Origin of the sequence: Stackebrandtia nassauensis DSM 44728, assembly GCF_000024545.1 — a bacterium.
Lineage (GTDB): Bacteria > Actinomycetota > Actinomycetes > Mycobacteriales > Micromonosporaceae > Stackebrandtia > Stackebrandtia nassauensis.
On sequence record NC_013947.1, the window covers coordinates 308,243 to 326,920 of the forward strand.

Here is an 18,678-nt window from a genome sequence, read left to right on the forward strand (position 1 = left end):
ACCGGTCGACGGCTTTCTCAGCCGCGGCCGGTCGGGGGTTTGCGGGCACCGGCCCGGAACTGCTTGGGCCAGGTGACCGGGAACTCCTGCTCCGCCGCCGCGTGCAGCGTCCAGTGTGGGTCGTACAGGTGCACCCGGCCCAGGGCGCACAGGTCGGCGCGTCCGGCCAGGATGATCGAGTTCGCGTCGTCGGCCGAGGAGATCGCGCCGACCGCGATCACCGCCAGCCGTGGGAACTCGGCGCGCAGCGCGTGCCGGATCCGGTCCGCGTACGGGGTTTGGTACGACCGCCCGTAGGCCGGTTTCTCCTCCACGACCACCTGGCCGGTGGACACGTCGATGCCGTCGACCCCGGCGGCCGCGAAGGCGCGGGCGATCTCCACCGAGTCCGCGCCGGTGATGCCGTCCTCGCACCAGTCGGTCGCCGAGATCCTCACCGTCAGCGCACCGTCCCAGACCTCGCGGATCGCCGCCAGCACCTCGAGCGGGAACCGCAGCCGGTTGGCGAGGTCGCCGCCGTATTCGTCGGTGCGTCGGTTCGTCAACGGGGAGATGAAGCCGGACAACAGGTAGCCGTGGGCGCAGTGCAGTTCGAGCAGGTCGAAACCGGCCTCGCGGGCGCGGCGCGCCGAGTCGGCGAACTGGTCGCGGATCTCGGCCAGCTGCTCGCGGGTGAGCTCGCCGGGGGTCTGGCTGTCGGGACGGTACGGCAGCGGGGAGGCCGCCACCAGCGGCCAGTTGCCCTCCGGCAGCGGCTCGTCGATCCCGTCCCACATCAGCTTCGTGGAGCCCTTGCGGCCCGAGTGACCCAGCTGCACGCCGATCCGCGCGTCGGAGTTGGCGTGCACGAATTCGACGATCCGCTTCCACGCCCGCTGTTGTTCGTCGTCGTAGAGTCCCGCGCAACCGGGGGTGATGCGGCCGGACTCCGACACGCACACCATCTCGGTCATGACCAGTCCCGCGCCGCCCAATGCCTTGGAGCCCAGGTGAACCAGGTGGAAGTCGCCGGGCACGCCGTCGTCGGAGGAGTACATGTCCATCGGGGATACGATGACGCGGTTCTTCAACGTCAACGGGCCCAGCCGGAACGGCTGGAACATCGGCGGCCGGGGGGTCGCCGGTTCGGGCATCGCGCCGCGCGCGACCTCGTCGGCGGCGAACCACGCGTCCAGTTCCGCGATGTAGCGGGGGTCGCGCAGCCGCAGGTTGTCGTAGGTGATCCGACGGGAACGGGTCAGCAGGTTGAACCCGAACTGGGTGGGGTGCTGCACCAGGTACTGCTGGAGATCCTCGAACCACTCCAGGCTGGCCTGGGCGGCGCGCTGCGTCGACTCGACCACCGGACGCCGGGTGGTCTCGAAGGACGCCAGCGCCTCGGCGAGCGTCGGCGCGGAGGTGACGGCGTCGGCGAGCGCGGCGGCGTCCTCCATGGCCAGTTTGGTGCCCGAACCAATCGAGAAGTGAGCGGTGTGGGCGGCGTCCCCCAGCAGGACGACATTGCCGACGCTCCACGACGAGCAGCGCACGGTCGCGAAGTCGATCCAGTCGGTTCCCTTGCCGTGCAGGGAATGCCCGTCGAGGCGGTCGGCGAAGACCTCGGTGCAGTCGGCGGCGGTGGGGTTGGCGCGCCGCCACACGTCCTCGCGCATCTCCACGATGGCGGTCGAGCCGTCGCCGTAGGGGTAGGCGTGCAGCTGCATCACCCCGTGCGGGGTGGCGCGCACGTCGAAGGTGAACGAGTCGAAGACCTTGCTGGTGCCCAGCCAGATGTAGCGGTTGTGCCGCACGTCCAGGGTGGGCCGGAAGTGCTCGGCCAGCGCGTTGCGGGTCTGGGAGCGGACGCCGTCGGCGCCGACCACAAGGTCGTAGCTGTCGCGCAGTGCGGCGAGCGGCGGCGCTTCGTCGCCATAGTGGACGTTCACGCCGACGTCGAGGCAGCGTTTCGACAGCAGGTTCAACAGCTCCACCCGGCTCATCGCGGCGAACGCGTGGCCGGTGGAGGTCAGCTTCGTGGTCGGGCCGCCGACGTCGGGGGTGTAATAGGTGTCGATGTCCTGCCAGGTGACGAAGCGGGACGCCATGTCGGCGTGTATCCGGGGATCCGCCTCGGCGAAGTTGTCGAGCGTCTCGTCGGAGAACACCACCCCGAACCCGTAGGTCGTACCGGACTCGTTGCGTTCGAAAACGTCCACATGACACTGTGGATCGCGCTGCCGGGCCAGGGCCGCGAAGAACAGCCCACCCGGGCCGCCGCCGATTACCGCGATACGCATGCACGCACCTCCACGAGTCAATCTATGCTGCTTTCATGACGACCGTCAACACTACGGCCAAGCCCTTCGACGGCAAAACCGTGGTTGTCACCGGTGGCGCCGGGGGCATCGGCCACGCCGTATCCGAAGCCTTCACCGACGCGGGAGCCCACGTCGTCACCGTCGACCTGACCGGCGCCGACCACGACCTCGACGTCACCGACGCCGCCGCGCTCACCCGCGCCATGGCCGACGTCAACGCCCGACACGGCGGCCCCCACGTCCTGGTGGCGCTGGCGGGCGGCTCGCTGGGCATCCCGCGCGACCTGGACGCGTTCACCGACGAACAGTTCAACAAGGTCCTGGACGTCAACGTCACCGGCACCCTCAACGCCTGCCGGGCGGCACTGCCGTACCTCAAGCAGGCCAAGGGATCCATCGTCACCTGCACCTCCATCGGCGCCCGCCAGCCCTCCCCGGTCACCGGGGTCGCCTACGCCGCCGCCAAGGCCGCCATCGGCGGGCTCACCCGCCGCCTGGCCGCCGAGGTCGGCCCCGACGGCGTCCGGGTCAACGCGCTCGCGCCCGGCCTCGTCCTCACACCCCGCCTGAGCGGCATGTTCGACGGACTGTCCCAGTCGGATCGCGACTCGGTGACCGAGGCGATCGCGCTGCGCCGCATGCCGGAACTGCGCGAGATCGTCGACCCGATCCTGTTCCTGGCGGGCGAGGGCGCCGGGTACATCACCGGCGTCACGCTGGACGTCAACGGCGGCCGTTACATGCCGCCGTAGGCGGCATGTACTGAGCACGGCATGCCGCTGTAACTCGGAGCCGTCGTCTAAAGCCCCGCCAGCATCTCCGGCGTGACCGCTGCCCGGCGGCGACCCGGCTAGTGGCGCCGGAACTCCCGCTCCAGCTGCCGCGCGTACGCCAGCGCGGCCGGAGTGTCGCAGTCGAACCACGGCGGCAGATCGTCGTCCAGCCAGGACACATCGACGATGCGCGCCCCACCGAGCAGTTGCCGCACACCCGAACCCGGCGCCGCCCCAGCCAAGCGCTCGGCCAGCACCTGACGCCGCCACACCCCACACAGCCACTGCCGACGACCATTGTGGTCAACCAGCACGGCACCGTCACTGTCCCCCTTGACCGCCTCACACAAAGCGGCGGTCAACTCCGGCGTCAGGAACGGCATGTCACCGGCCAACGCCACCACCAGCGGCACCCCGTCGGGCACATACGCCAACCCGGCGGCCAACGCGTAAGCCGGACCCGAACCCGGCTTGTCCTCGGCGGTGACGATGAAATCCCGCGCCACCACCTCGCCGACCACCACCCGCGGGCTCGCCTGCGGCACCGCGTCCAGCACCCGCCGCACCAGCGACCGTCCACCCAAGGTCAACTCCGGCTTGGGCACCCCACCCATACGGGTGGCCGCACCCCCGGCGAGGATGACGGCGGCGTGCCGATGCGCGGCTACTGGTGTGTTCATGGCCTCCTAAAGCTAGCGCTGTTCGCCTCCGAACCGAACCGCGCTACCGTCGGCGATTATGGGACGAGCCAGCGACCGCCGCAAGATACTGCGCATCGACACCCACGGGCGCCGCCACCGCCCGGACACCCTCGCGGCCGAGGAACCCCTCGAAATCCAGCTGAACGGCTCACCCTTCACCGTCACCATGCGCACCCCCGGCGACGACGTCGACCTGGCCCTGGGCTTCCTGCACGCCGAAGGCGTCATCGCCGACCCGAAGGACACCGCCGGAGCCAAACACTGCACCGACAGCGACCTCAACGTCCTCGACGTGACCCTTAGAGTCCCCGCCCCCTCACCGGCACGGGGCTTCACCGTCTCCAGTGCCTGCGGCGTGTGCGGCAGCGCCAGCCTTGACGCCCTCCAGGCCCACTACGCCGAGAAACTCCGCTACGACCTGGCCGCCGACCCCATCCGCGTCACCCCCGACCTGCTGCAATCCCTACCCGACCGACTCCGAGCCGCCCAACGCATCTTCGACCGCACCGGAGGCCTCCACGCCGCCGCCCTGTTCACCTCCGACGGTGAACTCATCTGCGCCCGCGAGGACGTCGGCCGCCACAACGCGGTCGACAAGGTCATCGGCTGGGCCCTCCGCGAAGACCGCCTCCCGCTAACCAGCCACCTGCTCGCCGTCAGCGGCCGCGCGGGCTCCGAGATCGTCCACAAAGCCGCGATGGCTGGAATCCCCGTGCTGACAGCGGTCTCAGCGCCCAGCACCCTGGCCGTCGACCTGGCCCGAGGCTGGAACCTCACCCTCGCGGGCTTCGTCCGCGACGGCCAGTGCAACGTCTACTCGGGCGAGCAACGCATCACCGACTAATCACAATGGATCGCCACCGATCCCGATCTCATTCCCCTCGGGATCCCGAAACACGGCCTTGCGAACCCCAGTCCGGCCGATGCTCGACGAACAACGACCGATGCTCCGCCAACTCCCAAACAGCCTCCGAATAACTGGCGACATAGGTCGGTGACAAAAAGTCGCTTCTGGTTCTAGGTGTTGTCAGCCCGCTTGCGGTCGTCCCCAGACGACTTTCGCGACGATGGGGAGCTTCACGCGGCCGTCGGTGATCCACGGACTGACCGCTGCTTCAACGGCTTCGTCGAACTCGCGGACCTCTCGCGGTGACATGTGTTCCCGGGCCAGGGTGGCCGTGGAGTGGAACTGCTCCACATAGTCGGCTACCGGCTGCCAGAACGGTGTGGGCCCGAACTCGGCCTTGTCGATGTCGTCGAGCAGGCCCTGACCGACCAGGAAGTCGACAATGGAGAAACTCGGGTCGTAGTCCGGGTTGCGGGAGTGTCGCTTGATGATGGCGAGAAGCTCGTCCTGCCACGGCAGATCCCGGGGGCCGTGGTCCACGATGGCCAACTTCGCGTTGGGGCTCAGCAGCGGTACCAGCCGGTTCATCGTGTCGGGCCAGCGCATCCAGTGCAGGCTCGCACCCGCTGTCACCAGCGCGTATGGGCCATCCAACGTGGCTGACTCCACGTCGCTGTGGATCCAGCGGATGTTGGCGGCTTGCCCGCCGGGGCGTTGCCGCCCAGCGGCGATCATGGCCGCCGAGACGTCGACGGCGTCGATACGGTCCACTCTGGTCGCGAGTGGGCGGGCAATCGCTCCCTCGCCAGCGCCGATGTCCAGCACTGCTCGGGGCTCGTCGACGATGAGCTCTTGGAGCGTGTCGAAGACCTCGGTGGGGTAAGGCGGGCGATGCTTGTACGCGGCGGCCACACCAGCGTGGGTGAAGACGCTGCCGAGATCTGGCCGCTTCGCGTCCGGTGAATTCGTCACCGCCGCAGGATGACACAACCCAAGCGCCGGTGCGAGGCTCGTCGGAGCCGGGAGCCGGGAGCCGGGAGCCGGGAGCCGGGAGCCGGGAGCCGGGAGCCGGGAGCCGGGAGCCGGGAGCCGGGAGCCGGGAGCCGGGAGCCGGGAGCCGGGAGCCGGGAGCCGGGAGCCGGGAGCCGGGAGCCGGGAGCCGGGAGCCGGGAGCCGGGAGCCGGGAGCCGGGAGCCGGGAGCCGGGAGCCGGGAGCCGGGAGCCGGGAGCGCGTTTCTGGCCTCGCTATCCGGCCGGGGAGCAGGGCAGTGGCAGCAGCAGTTCGCCGGTGATCTTCGGGATCGAGGACGGTGGCACGCCCTCGTCCAGCAGGCGACCGAGCACCATCGCCAGTGGACAGTGCGGGTCGTCGGTGAGGGATCGGCGCACCGCCTCGGTGGCCAGCACGCCGTTGCCGCAGCGCCACGCGGCGAACCCCAGCAACGCCGCGGGCCGGGCTCGGAAGGCGGGGGCCACATGGCGGGTCACCCACAGCCATAGGTCGACCATCTTGTGCGGGCTGTGGCTGTCGACCAAAGTCATCGCCTCGGTCTGGAGCTTGGCGTCGGTCAGCGCCGCGGCCAGCCTCACCGTTTGGTCGATCTCCGGCAGCGGGGCACCCGCCTCGGTGGCTTTGGCGAGGATGGTCCGGGCCTCGTCGAGCAGGGTCTCGCGGGCTGAGAACATGGCGTCGGTGTCGTCCAAGAGTTTGCGTACCTGGTTGGTGGCCCGGGTGACGGCGGCTCGGGTGGGGCCCTTGACCGGTTCCAGCTGGGCGGTGACGGCTTGGCGGTGCGGTAGGGCCCGCATGCCCGCGTAGGTGAAGGCCGCGTCGACCGGGGAGTCGCCGGGGTTGACCGGCCTGCCCTCCGGCGGGCAGCACGCGGGTTCCTGACAGACGTAGGACCAGAAGGTGCCGTCGGTGACGCGCAGCGCGTCGACGAGCTCGATGTTCTGCGCCGCCAGCATGCGGCGGAGGTGGTCGACGCAGCGGGTGACCCGTTCGGGCGGGCCGTAACCGGCGATCACGGCGGCTTCGACCTTGTTGCGGCGTAGGACGTCGGGGGAGATGCGCAGTTTGGTGACGGGTTGGTCGGTCCGGGGCAGGTCGACCCGCAGGGTGGCCGTGATCTGCTTGGCGTCCAGGCCCACCAGGACGAGGCTGTCGGCCGGTATGTAGCCGACCAGGTAGGGGATGGCGGACAACAGGTCCATGGGGGTGGAGAGGCTGATGTCGGCCGCGTCGGGTTCGGTGGGTGGCTCGCATGAAGGTGTCATGCGTGTAACAGTCCGCGTGGGGAGCGGTCACAGCCAGTATCTGTGGATTGTCCTGTGGATAACCGGGAGCCTGTGGATAAACCTGTGCGAAACGGTCAATTCCCCAGCGCGGGCGGGTCGGCGCGACGGCGCAGTTCGGCCGCGCGGGCGTTCATCGCCGCCTCGTCCTCGGGCCGGATCGGGGCACCGGCGCCCTTGAGCCGCTTGCGGTGAAAGCGGATGAACAAGACGACGAGCCCGAGCGGGGCCAGATAGAGGAGCTGGGCGAGGATCCAGAACACCCGGGTCGGCGCGGCGGTGGTGCTGTTGCCGTAGCCGTCGAAGGAGTCGCCGTCGGAGACGAACCAGTCGCTGGACAGCCGCTCGCGGTGCCTACTGCCGTCCGACAGCGTCCACGAACCCGCGCAGTAGCTGGAGCCCCTGGCCGTGCCGTTGAAGCAGCTGACGTCGGTGACGTGCACCGGTTCGGTCGTCGCGAGCTTGACCGTGCCGTCGATCGCCCCCCAGCTGGGAGTGATCACACAGGACGCGAAGATCGCGAGCAGCCCGACGCCGACAGCGAGACGGGACCAGGGTTTGCGGGCCATGCGCAAGTATGCCCAGCGATAACGGCTGTTCCGGCCGGACGAACTCCAGATCGAAGATCTGACGGCCCTCCGCGATGCCCCGGCGTTCGAACTTGGTGACCGGCCGCCAGTCCGGACGGGGGGCGAAACCGTCGTGGGCGTTGGACAGGCCAGGGTCGGCGTCGAGCACCTCCAGCATGGACTCGGCGTAGTGCTCCCAGTCCGTGGCCAGGTGAAACGCCCCGCCCCTCCGCAGCCGGGACCGCAGCAGCGCCACGTTCTCGGGCGAGATCAGGCGGCGCTTGTGGTGCCGGGCCTTGGGCCACGGGTCGGGGAAGAAGACGTGGATCGCGTCCAAAGTGTCGGCCGGAAGGCAGGAACGTGCCAGCGACACCGCGTCGCCCTCGAAGACCCGCAGATTGGTCAGTTCGTGTTCCTCGGCGCGCATCATCAGGTTCGCGATGCCGGGCACGTGCACCTCGACGGCGAGGTAGTCGCGGTCGGGGTCGGCGGCGGCCATCGCGACGGTCGCGTCGCCCATCCCGGAACCGATCTCCAGGACCACCGGCGCCGTGCGGCCGAAGATCTCCGGCAGCGGAGGCGGCTGCTGCCGGTCCACCCCGAGGACCGGGTACAGCCGGTCGTAGGCGTCCAGCTTGCTGGGACGCACCTTGCCGCGCCGCCGGTAGAAGCTGCGGATGCTGGACGAGGGCTCGATGGTGCTCACAAGTCGTTGAGGATACGCGCGCGCTCTGGAACACTGCGACGATGACCTTCGACGAAGCCGCCCGGCTGCGCGTCGACCCGGGCGCCGGGCGGGTGTACGAGCACGGCTGGCAGTCGTGGAGCCCCACCCGCGAGTACCCGGTCGCCGGGACGTCGTACCGGCAGCGCACCGAGTACGTGCACACCGGGCACCTGCGACCCGAGAAACCGGTGCCGACCGACGGTTTCCAGGCCGAGGGCCTGCTGGTCGCCACCGACGCCGACGGCGCCGCGCACCGGTTCGCGACCGGCTCGGCGACCGACATCCCGTCGATCCGGGCGCGGCTGGACGGCGACCGGCTCGTCGTCACCGCCGACGGAACCGTCGAACACACCGTCCACGCCGACGTCGACACCGCGCTGACCTCCTTCGGCGACGCGTTCGCCGCGCGAGCGGGCGTGAGCGTGCGTCCCGCCCCGACCGTGTGGTGCTCCTGGTACCACTACTTCACCGACGTGACCGAAGCCGACATCGACGAGAACCTGGACGCGATCGGCGAACACGAGCTGCCCGTCGACGTCATCCAGATCGACGACGGCTGGCAGAAAGCGGTCGGCGACTGGCTCGACCTGTCGGACCGCTTCACCTCACTGAGCCGGATCGTCAAGCGCATCAACGACTCCGGACGCCGCGCGGGCGTATGGGTCGCACCGTTCCTGGCGCTGGCCACCAGCGACCTCGTCCGCGACCATCCCGAGTGGATCATCGACGGCGCCGCCGGACACAACTGGGGCACCGAGACCCGGGGCGTGGACCCACGTCGCGCCCGCACCTACCTCACCGACGTGTTCACGATGCTGCGCGAGGCCGGGTTCGACTACTTCAAGCTGGACTTCCTGTACGCGGGCGCCATCGACAGCGTCGAGGCGTACCGGGAGGGGCTGGCCGAGATCCGCCGGGTCGTCGGCCCGGAGTCCTACGTCCTCGGCTGCGGCGCCCCCATCCTGCCCAGCGTCGGGCTGGTCGACGCGATGCGCGTCGGCCCCGACATCGCCGTGACCTACGAACCCGGCAACGGCGACCCCTGCCACCCGTCGCAGCGGGGCGCCGCCGCCAACACGATCGCCCGCGCCTGGCAGCACGGCCGGTTCTGGGCCAACGACCCCGACTGCCTCATCGCGCGCCCCGAGGTGGAGCGGCGCGAGGAGTGGGCGGACACCGTGGAGCGCTACGGCGGCCTCGTCTCGGTGTCGGACCGCATCGCCGCCCTCGACGAGTGGGGAATGGACACGACCCGCCGTCTACTGTCGAACCCGCCCGGGCCGGGCCCGCTGGCTCACGGCCGCGGGTAGCCGCCGCCCCAGTCCGAGGCCTCCTCGGCTGCCAGCTCGTAGCGGTTGAGCGGCTTGCGACCGATCCACACGTCGGCGACGTGCGCGGCCAGGTACATGACGCCGAACACCAGCCCGTAGCGGCGCCACTGCGCGTCCCGGTGGTGCTTCTCGTGGGCGATGAGCCCGTCGGACAGCGGTCCGCGCGAGCGCCCGGTGACGAACACGTCGCCGTACTGGGTGCCACCCTTGCCGTAGAGCCGCAATCTGCCGGATCGGCACACCCGCAGACCATCTACTGTGCTGCTTTGTCCGCCGGTGGCGCGGACGACGCGCTCGACGATGGAACCGAGCAGTCTCGACTGCGAAGCCGTGAAACTGGACATGACATCCTCCAGTGGGCTTTACCGGTAGAACACGTGGCCATAATGACCTATGCCCGTCACGCATGCTTTTTTCTCGGTGACCGTCGACCTCGTCGTGCTGACCGTCCAGCGGGAGACGCTGTCGGTCCTGCTGATCAAGCGGGCGTTTGATCCCTTTAAGGACAGTTTGGCGTTGCCGGGCGGTTTCGTGACCGAAGGCGAGGACCTCATGGCGGCGGCCTCCCGGGAACTGGCCGAGGAAACCGGACTGTCCACAGCCGAAGGGCACCTGGAACAGCTGGCCACCTACGGCACCCCGGACCGTGACCCCCGGGGCCGGGTCGTCACGGTGGCCTACCTGGCGCTGTTGCCCGACCTGCCCGCCCCCCGGGCCGGCTCGGACGCGGCAGCCGCCGCCTGGCACCCGGTACCGTCCCTGTTGGACAAAGAGGACGTGCTCGCCTTCGACCACCACCGCATCCTGTGCGACGGCGTGGAACGAGCCCGCGCCAAACTGGAGTACTCCTCACTGGCGGCCGAGTTCTGCCCGCCCGAGTTCACCATCGCGCAACTGCGACGCATCTACGAGGCCGTCTGGGGTGCCACAGTAGACCCGCGCAACTTCCACCGCAAGGTCACCGGCACGCCCGGCTTCGTCGTCGCCACCGACAACTACACCGACGGCGACCGGGGCCGCCCGGCCCGGCTGTACCGGCGCGGCCCCGCCAGCTCCCTACACCCGCCCCTGCTGCGTCGCTGAAACCCGGACCCGGCTGTACCGGCGCGGCCCCGCCAGCTCCTTACACCCGCCCCTGCTGCGTCGCTGAGACTCGGCCAAGCCTGGCTAAGGCTGCATTCAGCGCTTTCCTTCTACGGTCAAAGTAGGGGAGGAGGATGGTGGACCCCATGATCGCCAGCGCGACGAGGCCGTAGCCCACGCCGCTCAGCACGAGGACATCGCCGTGGCCTGAGATCAAGGAGCTGGCCGCGCTTTTCGCCGCTGAAAGCCGGACGGTTCGACAACTAAACGTCACATCCATGGTGCCCCTGCCGAGCCAGGGGCACCATGCACCTAAGCCAGGGCACCAGCGGTCATGTACCCAAACCCGGGCGCCAGCGATCATGCCCCCAGGCCCGGTTGGTCGAAAGCCTTAACCTGGCGCCTCGGCGGCCGTCGGGCCGACACGGACACGACCACGATGATCGCCAGCGCGACGAGGCCGTAGCCCACGCCGCTCAGCGCGAAGGCGCCGCCGTGGCCGACCTGGCTGGCCGCCAGCGCGTAGGCCGCGTAGATGACGATCGACGACGCCTCCAGCGACAGGCCCGCCACCGACGTGACCGTTGCCCGCGCCGGGCCGGTGATCGCGTTCTGGAGCCGCACCTCCGCCACCACGCCAGCCGCGTTGAACATCGCGAACGCGGGCAACAGCAGCAGGAACCCGGCGATGCCGCCGTACAGTCCCGCCGTCACCGTGACGGCCGCGCCCAAGCCGAGCCCGGCCGCCAGCCGTCGCCACGACAGCCGCTCCGCCCGGCCCGCCAGCAGCGCGCCGACCGTGATGCCGCCGGTCAGCGCCGCCACCAGGTACGGGACCAGTGGCTTGCCCGCGCCGAACTCGACCGCCAGCAGGGCCGCGAACTCCTCCAGGGAGCCCCAGATCGCGGGCACGATCGCCACCATCGCCACCGAGAACATCACGACCCGGCTGCCGCGAACCTCGCGCAGGCCCGCCAGCAGCGTGCGTCCGTAGGCCCGGAGTCCGTCGAACTCGGCGTGGCGTTCCTCGCGGTGTTCGGGCATCGCCAGCGCCACCACGGCGGCCAGCGCGCACACCGCGACGCTGCCGATGCCCAGGGCCGCATAGCCTCCGAGCGCGTAGACGGTGGGTGTCAGGAGCATCGCGATCAGCACCGCGACCGTCTGGCTGGCCCGGGCGCGGCCCGCGTAGGTCGCGTAGCGGTCGGTGGCCCGGTGGTGCTTGAGATTGTCGTACACCAGCGCCTCGGTCGCGCCGGTCTGCAACGCCCCGGACACTCCCCACAGGACGAAACCGGCCAGGAACGCCGGGTATGACGGGAACGCCACCCACAGGCCGTATCCCACGGATCGCAGCAGCGGCGCGATCGTCAGCAGCAGCCGGCGCGGCAGTACGTCGGCCAGCACCCCGGAGGGCACTTCGAGCAGGACGGAGGTCAGCGACCAGGCGATGAGCAGCGAGGTGATCTCACCGGTCGACAGACCGGTGTCGACGAACAGCAGGGTCTCCAGCGCGTACAGCAGGATGAAATCGTTGAGGAACTCATAGGCGCACCACAAGAGCCCGATGCGGCCGACAGACGTGCCGCGGGTAATGACAGACATGGAACCTTCCAGAACGAAAGAGACGGGGAATCCGGGAGTGGTGCTCGCCGGGTGGTCCTCGGCTCCGTTGGGGAAGGTCTTCAGTGAGGACCTAATGTCGTCGGATCATGGCGCCATTATGACCGGTCCGGACGATTCCGGCCAGTCGAAATCCCGGGTCACAGCCGGTCCCCGACGATGCCCCGCAGCGCCGCCAGGTGCCCTTCGAAGGCGGTGCGTCCCGCGTCGGTCACCCGCACCGACGTGCGGGGTCGCTTGCCCTGGAACTCCTTCTTGACCTCGAGGTACCCCGCCTCCTCGAGCGTCGTGATCTGTTTGGACAGTGCCGAGTCGGACAGGCCGACCTCGTCGCGCACCAGCCGGAACTCGGCCCAGTCCAACGGGATCAGGAACGCCATGATGGACAGTCGCGTCGGGGCGTGGATCAGGGCGTCGAAGCCCGGCTGCGGCACGGGGCTCACCTCGCGCCCCCGTCCAGGCCGCGCTGTCGCAGCACCCGACGCCGGATCAGCAGCTGGAACGGCCGCCCGACCACGGCGATGAGCACGCCCAGGAACACCAGCGACGCGAGGCCAGCACCTTGAACGGCTCGGCCGGTTGCGAGGTCTGCCGCTTCGCGACGGCCAGCACGGAGGCGACGAACCCGAGGTGGGTCTCGATCCAGTCGTCCAGCAGGTAGACGGCGCTGAACACCAGCAGCGCGGCGCCGAGTCCGTAGAAGTACGGCCAGGGCGTGTCGTAGGTGGGCCCCGGCATTCTCGTTCAGTCCGTCCCTTTGAGAAAGGAAACTCGCATGAAGAAACTGACCCGAATCCTCGGTGGCCTGGCCATCGGCGCCGCGGCGCTGACGACCTCGCTGGCGGCGGCCTCTCCGGCACAGGCCGCCGACACCGAGGCGAAGCTGTCGGGCTGATGCTCCGCCGCCCCCGGTTTCAGTTGCACCGACGGCCTGGTGGGGCACAACGGCGACAACGCCGTGTGGATCAGCGTGAAGTCGGTCGGCGTCTCGTCCTGGGAACAGGTCGACGCCGAGACCGGTGTCGTCGCCCAGTCGGGCACCGGCAACGTCGAGCGCACCGTCACCGGCCTGTACAGCTCGTACACGCTGACCGTTTACTGTGGCCCGAGCTACTACTGCTCGGCCGACGTCGAATAGCCACTCTCCGAGCCGGCGGTGGAGAGGGACCACCGTCGGCTCATCTCAGCCCATCGAGTTGGTCGGGCTGGCGGGTCCACAGACGTAGCCGTCCGCGTCCGCCCGGGCCCGGAAGTCCCGGGTGGCGGATTCGGCGTCGCCCCAACGGCACCGCGGCACCAGCGGATTGTCGTCGCAGCCCTCACCGGTTCCGGTGCCGATGCCGTCCACCCGCCGGTTGTAGCGGTCGGTGAGCATCCAGCCGTCCGAGGCGGAGGTGTCGAAGCTGTACCAGATGTCGGGCGACTGCGGGCCGGGGTGCTCCGACCTGCCCAGGTACTCGTCCCCGGCCAGCAGCAGGTACTGACCGAGTTCGCCGCGGGCGGCCAGGATGGTCCCGGCCGGGAAGGTGGTCATCAGGCTGGGCGAGCTGGCCGAGTCGCAGGCGTACAACCGCCACCCGCCGATGCTCACCGGGTTGTCACCGTCGTTGTGCAGTTCGAGGTACTCGTCGCGAGAGCCGCCCGGGCCACTGGGAGCCAGCTCGCTGATAACGGGGTTTCCGGTGGTCATCGCCGCCGCTGGCTGGGCGCACAGAACACCCAGGGCGGAAATGGCCACAGTGGTCAAAGCGATGGTGGGGATAGGCATGAAAACCTCTTCGTTCACGGACACCCACTCCGTCGCCGTCAGAGTACAGGCTCGGCTACTCCGTGAAACGGGCCCCCTTTGATTGGGCCCCTTGGCAAGCAACGATTGCCGGACGAAACTCGGTTGCAGGTCGTCCACCTCCACCCACCTGGTAAGGGTGCGAAGCCGGACGGCCGTGGGGCCCCACCTCTCTTGTCCCCACTCGCCCGGGTCGACGCCCGGGCACCGAAAGGAGTCGTTACACATGCGACGCTCACTGGCAACGATCGGAGCCCTCGGGCTCATCGCAAGCGTATTCGGGTTCGGCGGCTCGGCCGCCGCGGCCGACCCGGCCAAAGACGAGCTCAAGGTTTCGCCCAACGTGGTGATCAGCGAAGTCAAGCCGCAGGGTTCGGACGGCGCCGAGGACGAGTTCATCGAGCTGTCCAACTCCAGCCTCGAGGAATCGGTCGACATCTCCGGCTGGCGTCTGGTGACCTGCTCCAGCACCGGCGCGGAAGTCACCGCCTTCACGTTCCCGGCCGGCACCTTCCTGGAGCCGCAGGGCGAGAACGAAAGCCACTACCTGGTCGCCGGACCTGACTACAGCGGCGCCGTTTCCCCCGATGACCAGGTCGAACTGGGCATCGAGCGCACCGGTGGCGTCATGCTGCGCAGCCAGTACAACGCCCGCATCGACGGCCTGGGTTACTCCTCGACCGCCGGTGCCTGCGTGGAAGGCCCCGCCGCCGCTCGCCTGCCGCAGACCAACACCACCGACCTGTCCTCCCAGCGCAACCAGGAGTACAAGGACACCGACCAGAACAAGACCGACTTCGGTCAGATCCTGCAGAGCCCGCAGAACCAAGAATCCGTTTAGGCCGTAAAAGACTGGGGAGTCCAGGGCCACAACCATGATAGGGGCGTGGGCCTTCCATTGAGGAAGGTCCACGCTCCGCCCACCTTGCCGTGGCGGAAACTGGCCACGGCAAGGTTTCGCCTACATTTATGCTTTTCAATGCGTTAAGGGTCATGTCACTCTGTGGACAACTCAAGTGCCGAAATGCTCGTCGGCACGTTTCCTCAGATGGGATGTGATTCCGTTGTTCAACAATGGAGCATTTCCGGTGACCTTGGTGCTTGCTGGTGCGTTGGGTCTGGCATCCCCGCTTCCGGCGTACGCGGCCGGTTCGGCGGCGAACGACGGACCGGCCGCCCTGGGCGGTAAGGCGACCGCGGTGACGCTGTTGACGGGGGACACGGTGTCCTTCCGCGACTTCGGCAACGGCAATCCACAGTACTCAGTAGACGCGGCCTCCCGGTCGGACGGCCGCGAGGTCGGTTTCCACGCCGAGGGCGATGTGGACGCGTTCTACGTCTACCCCTCCGACGTGATGCCGTACGTGTCCAAAGGCGTCATAGATCGAGAGCTGTTCAACGTCACCGCGCTGTCCGAACAGGACCTGGACGACAAGTCCTCGGACGAGCTTCCGCTCATCCTCGGCTATGACCACAAGGGGCACCGTTCGGACAGGACGCTGACCCGTGCCGCCGACTCCCTGCCCGGTACCACCGACAGTCTCGGTCTGTCGACGATTCAGGGAGCCGGAACAATCCTCGACCGCGACAAGGCGGCGAAGTTCTGGCGCAGCCTCACCCGGGACACCAAGGGCGCCAAGCTCTCCGAGGGCGTGAAGTCCATCGAACTCGACCAGCGGGTCTCGGTGGACCTGGCCGAGTCGGTGCCACAGATCGGTGCGCCGGACGCCTGGCGTGACGGCCACACCGGAGACGGGGTGACCGTCGCGGTACTCGACACCGGCGTCGACGCGACCCACCCCGATCTCAAGGACCAGATCGCCAAACAGGCCAACTTCACCGACGACGAGAGCGCCACCGACGGCCACGGCCACGGCACCCACGTCGCGTCCACCATCGCCGGTACCGGCGCCGCTTCCGACGGCAAGTACACCGGAGTGGCCCCGAAGGCGAAACTGCTGTCCGGCAAGGTCCTCAACACCGAAGGCGACGGCACGGCCTCGTGGATCATCGCCGGAATGGAATGGGCCGTGGAGAACCACGCCGACGTCGTGGGCATGTCGCTGGGCGGCGGCCCCACCGACGGCACCGACCCGCTGGCCCAGGCCGTGGACGAGTTGTCGGCCAGCAGCGACACGCTGTTCGTGATCGCGGCAGGCAACAGCGGACCGTCCCGCGGCACCGTCGCCACCCCCGGCTCGGCCGCCTCGGCCCTGACCGTCGGGGCCGTCGACAAGTCCGACCAGATGGCCGAGTTCTCCTCCCGGGGACCGAGGCTGGGCGACTACGCGGTCAAACCCGAGATCACCGCGCCCGGCGCCGACATCGTGGCCGCCCGCGCCACCGGCACCACCATGGGCGAACCGGTCAACGAGCGCTACACCGCCACCAGCGGCACCTCGATGGCCACCCCGCACGTGGCCGGGGCCGCCGCGCTTCTGGCCGACGCCCGCGAGGGACTGCGCGGCCAGAAACTCAAGAACGCCCTGGTGTCCACCGCCAAGGACGGCGGATCCGCCTGGTACGCACAGGGAAGCGGCCGCGTCGACGTGCCGCGCTCCATCGGACAGGACGTGTATGCCACCGCCACCGCCGACTTCGGCGACCTGTCGAAGGCCACCGAACCGGTCAGCCGCGACGTGGTGTACACCAACGACACCGACGCTGCGGTCACCCTGACCCTGGCATCGGCGGTCGGCGACCAGTCCGGAACCTCGGCCGAGGTCCTGAAACTGTCCGACGACACCGTCACCGTCCCCGCCAACGGAACCGCCACGGTCACCGCGAAAGTGGACGGAACCTCGCTGGGACGCGGCACCTACGGCGGCGTCATCACCGCGAGTGCCGGTGACGTCAAGCTGCGCACCCCGATCGGCTTCGGCATCCGCTCGAACCACAAGCTGACCGTCAAGGTCAACGACTCCACCGGAAAGCCCAGCGGCTTCGACTGGATCGTGACCCTGATCAACGACAGCTACGACCCCGACAACCCCAACGGCGACTCGTCCTATGTGCTCAACACCAGCGGTGGCGTCGCCTCCGCACAGGTGCCCGACGGCACCTACACCGCGATCACCGCGGTGTACGAGGGCGACTTCGGCAACTGGGTGCTGGACCGGGTCAGCCTGGTGACCAAACTGGAGTTCAGTGTCGACGGCGACACCGAGATCACCCTGAACGCCGCCGACGCCGTGGAGACCAAGGCCAAGGCCCCCAAGGCCACCGAGACCCGCGCGCACTGGGTGTCGATGAACCGGGAGTACGCCAACATCCCCGGCAAGTTCTACGCCATGTACGAGAACTCCGGCGGTGCCTACCCGATCCACGTCTCGCCGACGGCGGCGGGAAAGCTGGGCTACCTGGCCGTCATGGACATGTGGACCCTGGCCGAACCCAAGGCGCTCAAGCCGGTGGAGAACAACGCCAAGCTGGAGTACAGCCAGATGCCCGGTTACAGCTACCATCTGCCGTTCTACTACCCCAACGGCGTGCCAGACACGCTGAGCCGCACGGTGTCCGACGCCGACCTGTCCAAGGTGTACACCGTGTCGCACGCGGACAACCCCAAGGCGATCTACGAACGAAGCTGGGTGTCCCACCCGTCCAACGGGTCGCTGGTCTCGGCGTCGAAATACTATGTCGCCCCGGGGAAGTCGGTCGAGTACATGCTGGTCGACGACAAGCTGACCTGGACCCGCGCCACGACGCAGCTGTACTACCCGTCCGCCGGTAAGCGCTACTACCAGATCCAGTGGTCCTGGGACCGGTTCACCTCCGGTGGATCCGGGCCCGACGAGCACTGGTTCCAGGCACCGTCGCTGCGCGGCGGCGCGGTGGACCTGCGACGCGAGTTCCTCGGCAACCCGGCGGGCGTGTCCACCGCGGTGGCCTTCGCCCGCGGCGGACCCCAGAACGGCGAGTTCGTGCCGGGATTCCACACATTGGACAACTCCGACGGGCATTTCATGACCCCCAACGGACAGTCCGACCTGTGGTCGAAGTGGCGCATGTGGAACGCCGACACCGGCGCCGAGATCGCCGCCGACTGGAAGTACGTCCGCTGGCCGGTCTTCGCGATGTCGTCGAAGGCCGCCAACTACAAGCTGGAAGCCGTGGACCAGCCCATCGCCCGCACCGGCGACCTGTTCCAGACCGGCACCAAGGCCACGACCGAGTGGAAGTTCAGCTCGGCGCCGTCGCAGACCGCGGTCCCGCAGGGCTACACCTGCGGCGTACTGTCCGACGGCGGTGGCGGCACCTGCCAGTTCCAGCCGGTCATCCAGCTTCGATACGACCTCAGCCTCGACGTGGACAACCACGCCCCGGCAGGCCGACAGCACACGATAACCGTCTACGCCGGGTCGCACTCCCAGGTCGCCGAGCGGGCTTCGGTGACCCGGATCGACGTGCGGTACTCCACCGACGGTGGAAAGACCTGGCGGACCGGGTCGCCGCAGAACAAGTCGGTGAATGGGCAGGCGACCGTGTCCGTCGATCACCCGGCGTTGGGCCAAACGGACGGAACCGTGTGGCTGAAAGTCAGTGCTGAGGACGAGAAGGGAAACACCGTGGTATCGACCGTCGAGCGGGCGTACCTGCTCAAGTAGCCGCGGTACCCCGGATACCCGATACGCCGTGTCCCGGTC

At 68.9% G+C, this 18,678-nt stretch carries 17 protein-coding genes and 1 pseudogene; 7 read left to right on the forward strand and 11 right to left on the reverse strand.

Translation table 11 applies throughout. The annotated features are described in order from the left end of the window. Nucleotides 1-17: 17 nt before the first annotated feature. Nucleotides 18-2,276 (reverse strand): bifunctional salicylyl-CoA 5-hydroxylase/oxidoreductase, encoded by a 2,259-nt coding sequence (locus tag SNAS_RS01490; protein ID WP_013015586.1) that lies wholly within the window; start codon nt 2,274-2,276, stop codon nt 18-20. 35 nt (nt 2,277-2,311) lie between these two features. Here SNAS_RS01490 and SNAS_RS01495 point away from each other — a divergent pair, with 35 nt between their 5' ends. Continuing rightward, nucleotides 2,312-3,049, forward strand: coding sequence for an SDR family NAD(P)-dependent oxidoreductase (locus SNAS_RS01495; RefSeq protein ID WP_013015587.1), 738 nt, complete (start codon nt 2,312-2,314; stop codon nt 3,047-3,049). A 98-nt stretch (nt 3,050-3,147) separates the two neighbouring features. Here SNAS_RS01495 and mobA read toward each other — a convergent pair whose 3' ends face one another. Beyond that, the gene (gene mobA, locus SNAS_RS01500; RefSeq protein WP_013015588.1) at nt 3,148-3,750 is read right to left on the reverse strand and encodes a molybdenum cofactor guanylyltransferase; all 603 of its coding nucleotides are present in this window, start codon (nt 3,748-3,750) and stop codon (nt 3,148-3,150) included. A gap of 58 nt (nt 3,751-3,808) precedes the next feature. Here mobA and fdhD point away from each other — a divergent pair, with 58 nt between their 5' ends. Further along, nucleotides 3,809-4,615, forward strand: coding sequence for a formate dehydrogenase accessory sulfurtransferase FdhD (gene fdhD, locus SNAS_RS01505; protein ID WP_013015589.1), 807 nt, complete (start codon nt 3,809-3,811; stop codon nt 4,613-4,615). Between the two features lie 183 nt (nt 4,616-4,798). On the opposite strand, the gene SNAS_RS01510 is transcribed toward fdhD, so the two are convergent. The 4 genes and pseudogenes from SNAS_RS01510 to trmB form a co-directional block, all read right to left on the reverse strand. Further along, nucleotides 4,799-5,590 (reverse strand): class I SAM-dependent methyltransferase, encoded by a 792-nt coding sequence (locus SNAS_RS01510; protein WP_169313837.1) that lies wholly within the window; start codon nt 5,588-5,590, stop codon nt 4,799-4,801. 273 nt (nt 5,591-5,863) lie between these two features. Beyond that, nucleotides 5,864-6,895 (reverse strand): DUF4192 domain-containing protein, encoded by a 1,032-nt coding sequence (locus SNAS_RS01515; protein ID WP_013015591.1) that lies wholly within the window; start codon nt 6,893-6,895, stop codon nt 5,864-5,866. A gap of 95 nt (nt 6,896-6,990) precedes the next feature. Next, nucleotides 6,991-7,356, reverse strand: coding sequence for a hypothetical protein (locus tag SNAS_RS01520; RefSeq protein WP_041624475.1), 366 nt, complete (start codon nt 7,354-7,356; stop codon nt 6,991-6,993). Nucleotides 7,357-7,513: 157 nt separating this feature from the next. After that, nucleotides 7,514-8,179 (reverse strand): annotated as a pseudogene (trmB, locus tag SNAS_RS01525) (tRNA (guanosine(46)-N7)-methyltransferase TrmB); the annotation flags it as partial. A 50-nt stretch (nt 8,180-8,229) separates the two neighbouring features. Between trmB and SNAS_RS01530 the strand changes: the two are divergent. Then, nucleotides 8,230-9,519 (forward strand): glycoside hydrolase family 36 protein, encoded by a 1,290-nt coding sequence (locus tag SNAS_RS01530; RefSeq protein WP_013015593.1) that lies wholly within the window; start codon nt 8,230-8,232, stop codon nt 9,517-9,519. Here SNAS_RS01530 and SNAS_RS01535 read toward each other — a convergent pair. Next, the gene (locus SNAS_RS01535) at nt 9,504-9,884 is read right to left on the reverse strand and encodes a hypothetical protein (RefSeq protein ID WP_013015594.1); all 381 of its coding nucleotides are present in this window, start codon (nt 9,882-9,884) and stop codon (nt 9,504-9,506) included. The two genes, SNAS_RS01530 and SNAS_RS01535, sit on opposite strands and share 16 nt — an antisense overlap. Nucleotides 9,885-9,933: 49 nt before the next feature. On the opposite strand from SNAS_RS01535, the gene SNAS_RS01540 reads away from it, so the two are divergent. Further along, a complete protein-coding gene (locus tag SNAS_RS01540; protein ID WP_013015595.1) occupies nt 9,934-10,623 on the forward strand; it encodes an NUDIX hydrolase in 690 nt (229 codons plus the stop codon). Nucleotides 10,624-10,983: 360 nt separating this feature from the next. Here SNAS_RS01540 and SNAS_RS01550 read toward each other — a convergent pair whose 3' ends face one another. The 3 genes from SNAS_RS01550 to SNAS_RS01560 form a co-directional block, all read right to left on the reverse strand. Next, the gene (locus SNAS_RS01550; protein WP_013015596.1) at nt 10,984-12,228 is read right to left on the reverse strand and encodes an MFS transporter; all 1,245 of its coding nucleotides are present in this window, start codon (nt 12,226-12,228) and stop codon (nt 10,984-10,986) included. 158 nt (nt 12,229-12,386) lie between these two features. Then, entirely contained in the window at nt 12,387-12,680 is a 294-nt protein-coding gene (locus SNAS_RS01555; protein WP_013015597.1) for a winged helix-turn-helix domain-containing protein, read from the reverse strand. Nucleotides 12,681-12,735: 55 nt separating this feature from the next. Beyond that, nucleotides 12,736-12,984 carry a hypothetical protein gene (locus tag SNAS_RS01560; protein WP_013015598.1) on the reverse strand — a complete coding sequence of 83 codons (249 nt, stop codon included), beginning with the start codon at nt 12,982-12,984 and terminating at the stop codon, nt 12,736-12,738. Between the two features lie 196 nt (nt 12,985-13,180). Between SNAS_RS01560 and SNAS_RS01565 the strand changes: the two genes are divergently transcribed. Next, entirely contained in the window at nt 13,181-13,384 is a 204-nt protein-coding gene (locus SNAS_RS01565) for a hypothetical protein (protein ID WP_013015600.1), read from the forward strand. A 45-nt stretch (nt 13,385-13,429) separates the two neighbouring features. Here SNAS_RS01565 and SNAS_RS35570 read toward each other — a convergent pair whose 3' ends face one another. After that, complete coding sequence (locus tag SNAS_RS35570; protein ID WP_013015601.1) at nt 13,430-14,014, reverse strand: lamin tail domain-containing protein; 585 nt, start codon at nt 14,012-14,014, stop codon at nt 13,430-13,432. Between the two features lie 244 nt (nt 14,015-14,258). Here SNAS_RS35570 and SNAS_RS01575 point away from each other — a divergent pair, with 244 nt between their 5' ends. Both SNAS_RS01575 and SNAS_RS32210 read left to right on the forward strand, forming a co-directional pair. Further along, nucleotides 14,259-14,873, forward strand: coding sequence for a lamin tail domain-containing protein (locus SNAS_RS01575; RefSeq protein ID WP_013015602.1), 615 nt, complete (start codon nt 14,259-14,261; stop codon nt 14,871-14,873). A 247-nt stretch (nt 14,874-15,120) separates the two neighbouring features. Then, complete coding sequence (locus SNAS_RS32210) at nt 15,121-18,639, forward strand: S8 family peptidase (protein WP_013015603.1); 3,519 nt, start codon at nt 15,121-15,123, stop codon at nt 18,637-18,639. Nucleotides 18,640-18,678: the final 39 nt, after the last annotated feature.